This window comes from Streptomyces sp. NPDC086080 (genome assembly GCF_044540255.1).
GTDB lineage: Bacteria > Actinomycetota > Actinomycetes > Streptomycetales > Streptomycetaceae > Streptomyces.
This window is the reverse complement of record NZ_JBITRU010000009.1, coordinates 231,615-238,597: the sequence shown is the minus strand read 5'-3', so window position 1 is coordinate 238,597 and position 6,983 is coordinate 231,615. Positions and strand designations below refer to the sequence as shown.

The 6,983-nt window shown below is 70.7% G+C and carries 8 protein-coding genes and 2 pseudogenes; 6 read left to right on the top strand and 4 right to left on the bottom strand.

Annotated features, from left to right (window positions below; all coding sequences use genetic code 11):
- Positions 1–182, top strand: a pseudogene (locus ACIF9R_RS14640) (hypothetical protein); the annotation flags it as partial.
- Positions 183–547: 365 nt separating this feature from the next.
- Here ACIF9R_RS14640 and ACIF9R_RS14635 read toward each other — a convergent pair.
- The 3 genes and pseudogenes from ACIF9R_RS14635 to ACIF9R_RS14625 form a co-directional block, all read right to left on the bottom strand.
- Positions 548–800: pseudogene (locus ACIF9R_RS14635) on the bottom strand (VOC family protein); the annotation flags it as partial.
- A gap of 48 nt (positions 801–848) precedes the next feature.
- Positions 849–2,243: an NAD(P)-binding domain-containing protein gene (locus ACIF9R_RS14630; protein WP_399979090.1), complete on the bottom strand. Its 1,395-nt coding sequence runs from the start codon at positions 2,241–2,243 to the stop codon at positions 849–851.
- Positions 2,244–2,274: 31 nt separating this feature from the next.
- Positions 2,275–2,445: a hypothetical protein gene (locus tag ACIF9R_RS14625; protein ID WP_399979087.1), complete on the bottom strand. Its 171-nt coding sequence runs from the start codon at positions 2,443–2,445 to the stop codon at positions 2,275–2,277.
- Between the two features lie 74 nt (positions 2,446–2,519).
- On the opposite strand from ACIF9R_RS14625, the gene ACIF9R_RS14620 reads away from it, so the two are divergent.
- The gene (locus ACIF9R_RS14620) at positions 2,520–2,882 is read left to right on the top strand and encodes an ArsR/SmtB family transcription factor (protein ID WP_399979086.1); all 363 of its coding nucleotides are present in this window, start codon (positions 2,520–2,522) and stop codon (positions 2,880–2,882) included.
- 116 nt (positions 2,883–2,998) lie between these two features.
- Here the strand turns inward: ACIF9R_RS14620 and ACIF9R_RS14615 are convergent, their stop codons facing one another.
- Complete coding sequence (locus ACIF9R_RS14615; protein WP_399979083.1) at positions 2,999–3,412, bottom strand: arsenate reductase ArsC; 414 nt, start codon at positions 3,410–3,412, stop codon at positions 2,999–3,001.
- A gap of 107 nt (positions 3,413–3,519) precedes the next feature.
- Between ACIF9R_RS14615 and ACIF9R_RS14610 the strand changes: the two genes are divergently transcribed.
- The 4 genes from ACIF9R_RS14610 to ACIF9R_RS14595 all read left to right on the top strand — a co-directional run bounded on the left by ACIF9R_RS14610 (position 3,520) and on the right by ACIF9R_RS14595 (position 6,857).
- Positions 3,520–3,828, top strand: coding sequence for an ArsR/SmtB family transcription factor (locus tag ACIF9R_RS14610; RefSeq protein WP_399979080.1), 309 nt, complete (start codon positions 3,520–3,522; stop codon positions 3,826–3,828).
- Entirely contained in the window at positions 3,825–4,916 is a 1,092-nt protein-coding gene (gene arsB, locus ACIF9R_RS14605; protein ID WP_399979077.1) for an ACR3 family arsenite efflux transporter, read from the top strand. The genes ACIF9R_RS14610 and arsB overlap by 4 nt, the downstream gene beginning before the upstream one ends.
- Positions 4,913–6,037 carry an FAD-dependent oxidoreductase gene (locus ACIF9R_RS14600; RefSeq protein WP_399979074.1) on the top strand — a complete coding sequence of 375 codons (1,125 nt, stop codon included), beginning with the start codon at positions 4,913–4,915 and terminating at the stop codon, positions 6,035–6,037. Before arsB ends, ACIF9R_RS14600 begins: the two co-directional genes overlap by 4 nt.
- Before the next feature lie 172 nt (positions 6,038–6,209).
- Positions 6,210–6,857, top strand: coding sequence for a CBS domain-containing protein (locus tag ACIF9R_RS14595; protein ID WP_399979119.1), 648 nt, complete (start codon positions 6,210–6,212; stop codon positions 6,855–6,857).
- Positions 6,858–6,983: the final 126 nt, after the last annotated feature.

Sequence of the window (6,983 nt, the reverse complement as noted above, 5' to 3'; positions counted from 1 at the left end):
GATCATCAGGAGTCGCGCTCGTCTGGCAAACCGGCCCAGCCCACCGACACATCACCGGGCAAACCACATCAACCCGGAACTACGCCGGGGCCGTGGAGCTGCACCGGGTCGGACTCCAAACGGAACTGAGTACGTTCGATCTTGAGGCCGAGAACTACATGGTGGTCGCGAGCAAGGTATAACACCGACTCAGTCCCTGGCCGGACCGCGCGGTTGCTCGCAGGACGCTTGCGCCCTCTCATTGGTGCGGGTTCAAGTGGTCAACGCAACGCCTCGGACGAGGAGTGCTCGTCGATCAGACGGCGGTAGATCCGGGGTGACGGTGTGGTGCTGTTTCCTGGTCGCGTCCAGATCAATCTCTTCCGCCTCTTCGAGGGCCTGTACCGGGTCACCCCGCTCGCGGTGCTGGCACCAACTTCCTCGACGCATCGGTGGCCGCCGACATGGTCGAGGGCAAGTACCAGCCGTCCGCCGACAGCCAGTACCGACGTCACCGGCCACCGCGTCCTGGACATCGGCTCCGATAAGCCCGCGGCTCCAGCGACATCTCGACGAGGTCCAGGCCGCCAACCGGCCGCCTCGCCGACGCCGGCCTCACCACCCGGGAGGAGAACGACACCACCTGCTGGTCCATGCGGGTGTCCTCGCCCGGCTCGCCCTGGAAGAGGACGAGCTTGAGCGGGGGCTCGGCGATGGCGAAGTTGGCGTAGCCGTCGCGGACTTTCGAGCTCGGCGTCGAACAGCTTGCCGTAGAAGCCGATCGCTGCCTGGAGGTCGGGGACGCGGAGGGCGAGTTGCACGCGGGAGGAGAACGACCCACCTCCTGCTGGATGGACAGTGACTGGGGATCAGCCGCAGCAGCCGTTCGCCGGAGCCTCCTCGGCGGCGGCACCCACTGCGGCGGGCGCGCCGAGCTGGACGAGCTGGGGTTCCGGGGCGGCGCAGCAGCCACCGCCGTCGGCCTGCTGGGCGTCGGGGGTGTCGAAGAGTCCCGCGCCGCCGCAGACTCCGGTCTCGGGGAGGGTGAGTTCGACGCGGTCGGCGGCGTCGAGGTCGCCGGCGATCGCGGCGACGACGGAGCGGACCTGCTCGTAGCCGGTCATGGCGAGGAAGGTGGGGGCGCGGCCGTAGGACTTCATGCCGACGAGGTAGATGCCCTGTTCGGGGTGGGAGAGCTCGCGGTGGCCGTGCGGGTAGACGGTGCCGCAGGAGTGCTGGTTGGGGTCGATCAGCGGGGCGAGGTCGGCCGGGGCCTGGAGGCGCTCGTCGAGGTTCAGGCGGATCTCGGAGAGGAAGGACAGGTCGGGGCGGAAGCCGGTCAGCACGATCACCTCGTCCACCGGCTCCAGCCGGCGTCCGTCCTCGCCCACCAGGACCAGACGTCCGTCGCCGTCGCGTTCGAACGCCGCGGTGCGGAAGCCCGTGACGGCGTCGGCGTGGCCGTCGTCGACGGCGGACTTCGCGGCGAGGCCGAGCGCGCCGCGGGCGGGCAACTGGTCGGCGGTGCCGCCGCCGAAGGTGGAGCCGGAGATGCCCCGGCGCAGGATCCACACCGCGTGCGTCCCCGCGCCGTCGTCGGACTCGGCCAGCTCTGCGAGGGAGGCGAGCGCGGTGAAGGCGGAGGCGCCCGAGCCGATGACGGCCGTGCGCCTGCCCGCGTACCGGGCGCGGACGGCCGGGTCCTTCAGGTCCGGCACGCGGTACGTGATGCGGTCGGCCGCCGCCTTCTCGCCGAGTGCGGGCAGGCCGCTGCCGCCGGCCGGGGACGGGGTGGTCCAGGTGCCGGAGGCGTCGATCACCGCGCGGGCGAGGATCCGCTCCTCACGGCCGTCGGCATGGGCGACGTGCACGACGAAGGGCTGGGCCTCGCGGTCGGCGTCCACGATCCGGTCGCGCCCGGCCCGGGAGACGCCGGTGACCGTGGCACCGGTGCGGACCCGGTCGCCCAGGGCGTGGGCGAGCGGCTGGAGGTACTGCTCGGCCCAGTCTCCGCCGGACGGGTACGTCGCCGGGTCGGGCCTGGTCCAGCCGGTCGGCGCGAGGAGCTTCTCGGCGGCCGGGTCCACGACCTCGCCCCAGGTCGAGAACAGGCGCACGTGGCTCCACTCGCGCACAGTCGCGCCGGCCCGGTCGCCCGCTTCCAGGACGAGGGGCTCGATGTCGCGCTCGACGAGGTGGGCGGCGGCGGCGAGTCCGGCGGGACCGGCTCCGATGACGACGACGGGGAGCTGCTGGGTGCTCATGATGCTCGGTCTCCTTGAAGGGCGAAGGGGGTCAGCCCGCGTGGATGAAGGTGGTCGGCCGGGTGCGCTGTCGGCGTTCGGCCGCCCGGTCGGCGCCGGTGCTGACCTGGGCGCAGCTGGCGCAGAAGCGGACGTCGGCCAGGTGACGGGCGGTGCTGCGGGCCCGGGCCGCGGTGAGCGCGGTACGGAGGGCGCTCGTCACGACGACTCCTTGCTTCGATGTTTGTCGATACGTCGGAGTGTGGCACTCGTATCGATGAGTGTCAACATAGACACATGTCGAAATTAGACGTGGAGCTGACCGTCCTGCAGGGGGCCGACGCCGTGCCGTGCTGCCTGCCGATCACGGCCGGAGAACTCTCCCGGGCGGACGCGGAGAAGATGGCCGGCATGTTCAAGGCTCTGTCGGACCCGGTGCGTCTGCGGCTCTTCTCCAGGATCGCCTCGCACCCGGGCGGCGAGGCGTGCGTGTGCGACATCGCCGACGTCGGTGTCTCCCAGCCGACCGTCTCCCACCACCTCAGGAAGCTGCGCGAGGCCGGCCTGCTCACCTCCGAGCGGCGCGGCACCTGGGTCTACTACCAGGTCGCCCCGTCCGTGGTCGCGGCCATGGCCGCCATGCTCGACCTGCGCGGCTGACCGGTGCCCGAGGCGGGCCCGCGATCAGGCACCACGCCGGGCGGACAGCAGCGCGGCAGGCCGCGCCTCGCGCGCCCGGCCCGTGACGAAGGGCCGGGCATGCGAGGGGGCGTCGCTCATGCCGTCTTCTCCGGCGCGATCTCCTCGATCAGTCCCTCGACCAGCTTCTTGATCTCGTCGCGGATCGGGCGGACGGCCTCGACGCCCTGGCCGGCCGGGTCGTCCAGCGTCCAGTCCAGGTAGCGCTTGCCGGGGAAGACCGGGCAGGTGTCGCCGCAGCCCATGGTGATGCAGACGTCCGACTCCTTGACCGCGTCGACGGTCAGGATCTTCGGGGTCTCGGCGGAGATGTCGATGCCGACCTCACGCATGGCCTCGACGGCGGCCGGGTTGACCTGGCCGGCGGGCGCGGAACCGGCGGAACGGACCTCGACACGGTCCCCGGCCAGGTGGCTCATCCACGCCGCGGCCATCTGGGAACGGCCCGCGTTGTGGACACAGACGAAGAGCACGGAGGGCTTGTCGGACATCAGAGGTTTCTCTCTTGTCTCGCAACAGGGACGGGCATGGATCGCAACGGACGGATCGCATCAGCACCCGGTGATGTCAGCGACCACTGATGTGAGATTATCAGCCCATGATGACGTCAGTCGACACTGACCTGATCCGGGTTCTGGCCGACCCGCTCAGGCTTCACATCGTGACCCTGCTGGCCAAAGAGACGCTGTGTACCACCCATCTGGTGGAGGAGACCGGCGCGCGGCAGACCAACCTCTCCAACCACCTGAGGGTGCTGCGGGAGGCCGGGGTCGTCGAGACGGAGCCCTGCGGCCGGTACACGTACTACAAGGTGCGCCCGGACGTCATCGCCTCGCTCGCCGGCCAGTTCGCCGACCTGGCCGAGTCCGCCCGCAACGCCGCCGGAAACAAGAGGGCCTGCCCGTGACCCGCACCGAAGCACCCACGACCGCCGGGGATTCCTCCGTCGTCGCGAAGCTGTCGACGCTCGACCGCTTCCTCGCCGTCTGGATCCTGATCGCCATGGCCGTCGGCCTCGGGCTCGGGCGGGCCATTCCCGGCCTGAACGACGCCCTGGCCAAGGTCGAGATCGGCGGCATCTCCCTGCCGATCGCCATCGGCCTGCTGATCATGATGTATCCGGTCCTGGCCAAGGTCCGGTACGACAAGCTGGACGCCGTCACCGGCGACCGCAAGCTCATGGCATCGTCACTGGTCATCAACTGGATCATCGGTCCGGCCGTGATGTTCGCACTGGCCTGGATCTTCCTGTCGGACCTGCCCGAGTACCGCACCGGCCTGATCATCGTGGGTCTGGCCCGCTGCATCGCCATGGTCATCATCTGGAACGACCTCGCCTGCGGCGACCGCGAGGCCGCCGCCGTCCTGGTCGCCCTCAACAGCGTCTTCCAGGTGATCGCGTTCGGCCTGCTCGGCTGGTTCTACCTCGACCTGCTGCCCGGCTGGCTGGGCCTGGGCGACGGCGAGCACCTGGACATCTCCATGTGGGAGATCGCCCTGAACGTGGTCATCTTCCTCGGTGTTCCGCTGCTTGCCGGATTCCTCACCCGGCGCATCGGCGAGAAGAAGCTGGGCCGCGAGAGCTACGAGCGGAAGTTCCTGCCGAAGATCGGCCCGTGGGCACTGTACGGGCTGCTGTTCACGATCGTCATCCTGTTCGCGCTGCAGGGAAAGACGATCACCTCGCAGCCGCTGGACGTGGCCCGCATCGCGCTGCCGCTGCTGGTGTACTTCGCCGTCATGTGGTTCGGCACCTTCGCCCTCGGCAAGGCGATCGGCCTCGCCTACGACCGCACCGCCACCCTCGCCTTCACCGCGGCGGGCAACAACTTCGAGCTGGCCATCGCGGTCGCCATCGCCACCTTCGGGGTCACGTCCGGTCAGGCGCTCTCCGGCGTCGTGGGCCCGCTGATCGAGGTACCCGTGCTCGTGGCGCTCGTCTACGTCTCGCTGGCCTGGCGCCGGAAGTTCACCATGGCGCAGCCGGGTTCATGACGCGGCACGCGGACGTGGTGGTGGTCGGCGGCGGCCAGGCAGGGCTCGCCGCCGGCTACCACCTGCGCCGCCTCGGCCTGGACTTCGTCATTCTCGACGCCCAGGCCGAGGCGGGCGGCGCCTGGCGGCACACCTGGGAATCCCTGCACCTGTTCTCGCCGGCCGCGTACTCCTCCTTGCCGGGGTGGCCGATGCCCCCGCAGGCGGGGGAGGCGTACCCGGACGCACGCCACGTGGTCGGTTACCTCACCGAGTACGAGCGCCGGTACGGGCTTGCGGTGCACCGCCCCGTACGCGTCCTCGGCGTCCACCGGGACGGCGCACGCCTGCGTGTGGAGACCGACTCGGGTACCTGGCGTGCCCGGGCCGTCGTCAGCGCCACCGGCACGTGGTGGCGGCCCTTCCTGCCCGCGGTTCCCGGCCGCTCGGCCTTCCGCGGACGGCAGTTGCACACCGTTGGCTACCGCAGCCCGCGCGACTTCGCCGGGCTGGGGGTCCCCCCGGCCGGAGGCTGGGGGAGTGTTTTCGTGGTCGGCGGCGGCAACTCCGGCGCGCAGATCGCCGCCGACCTCGCCCACGACACCGAGCTCACCTGGGTGACCCAGCGCCCGCCACGCTTCCTCGCCGACGACATCGACGGCCGCGCCCTGTTCGACGCGGCCACCGCCCGCCGCCGCGCCCTGTTCGACGCGGCCACCGCCCGCCGCCGCGCCCTCGACGAGGGGCGCACCGACACCGGGGGAGTCGCCTCGCTGGGCGATATCGTCGCCGTACCGCCCGTCCGAGAGGCCCGGGACGCCGGGCTGCTCACGGCGTCCCCGATGTTCGTGCGCCTTGACCGCGACGGCGTCGTCCGGGCCGACGGAACGCGTGCGCCGGCGGACGCGGTCATCTGGTGCACGGGCTTCCGTCCGGCTCTCTCCCACCTGGCACCCCTGGGACTGCGCGGCCGACGCGGCCACATTCCCACGACAGGCACCCGAGCCGTGGACGAGCCCCGTCTGCACCTCCTCGGATACGGCGACTGGACCGGACCCGCCTCCGCCACGCTCATCGGCGTCGGACGGCCGGCCCGCGACGCGGCCCGCGACATCGCCGTGCTCCTCGAAGACGGAGGTTGATCAGCGCGTCGTCACCCGAGCGCGTCCGGCACCAGACCGTCCACGCCTCGGCGGACTTGCTGAGGTCGCACGGGTGTCGCCGCTTCCTCACAATGAGGCTGTGGCACGCGTCGTCACCGCAGGGGTGACCCTTGCCGCCGTCCGGACGGTCCACCGGAAGAGAGACGACATCATGCAGCACCGCACGGTCGCACAGCTCATGACCCGGAACGTGGTCCGGGCGCGGCGTGACATGCCCTTCAAGGAGATCGTCGAACTGCTGAGAGACAACGACGTCACCGCCGTACCGGTGGTGGACGAGCTGGACCGGCCCATGGGCGTGGTGTCCGAGGCCGATTTGCTGCGCAAGACGTCTTCTCAGCCCGACCCGTCCGGGCGGACGCCGATCCCGCACCTCGAGGCATGGGAGCGGGCCAAGGCCGAGGGCACCCGGGCCGAGGAGCTCATGTCGGCCCCCGCCGTGTGCGCGCGTCCCGAGTGGACCGTGGTCGAGGCGGCCCGCTTCATGGCGGTGCAGAACGTCAAGCGACTGCCCGTGGTCGACGAGACCGACCGGCTTCAGGGCATCGTCAGCCGGAGCGATCTGCTCCGGATCTTCCTGCGCCGCGACGACGCCATCCATGACGAGATCACGGGGGACGTTCTGCGACGGACGCTGGGCCCCGCGGCCGAACAGGTCACCGTCGAGGTGCGCGAGGGGCGGGTGACGCTCGGCGGGGTCGTCGACATCAAGATGCTGATCCCTGTCATCGAACGGCTGTGCCGGAGCGTGGACGGCGTCGTCTCGGTCTCCGAGCACATCGCGCACGCGCGCGGATGATTCCGGCGCGTGGGCGGGTCCTTCACGCGGTCGTGACCTTCTGACCGTGACCTTCTGACGCGCTCATTCAAGCCGATCCTTCGCCGGACGGGACGTCATCGGCCGGTCCGATTGTGGTGTCGCATC

Bases quoted from the DNA above. Each gene is read 5' to 3' on its own strand.
- ACIF9R_RS14615 (WP_399979083.1), bottom strand. From the start codon at position 3,412: ATGTCCGACAAGCCCTCCGTGCTCTTCGTCTGTGTCCACAACGCGGGC.
- ACIF9R_RS14630 (WP_399979090.1), bottom strand. From the start codon at position 2,243: ATGAGCACCCAGCAGCTCCCCGTCGTCGTCATCGGAGCCGGTCCCGCC.
- ACIF9R_RS14595 (WP_399979119.1), top strand. From the start codon at position 6,210: ATGCAGCACCGCACGGTCGCACAGCTCATGACCCGGAACGTGGTCCGG.
- ACIF9R_RS14610 (WP_399979080.1), top strand. From the start codon at position 3,520: ATGATGACGTCAGTCGACACTGACCTGATCCGGGTTCTGGCCGACCCG.
- ACIF9R_RS14620 (WP_399979086.1), top strand. From the start codon at position 2,520: ATGTCGAAATTAGACGTGGAGCTGACCGTCCTGCAGGGGGCCGACGCC.
- ACIF9R_RS14600 (WP_399979074.1), top strand. From the start codon at position 4,913: ATGACGCGGCACGCGGACGTGGTGGTGGTCGGCGGCGGCCAGGCAGGG.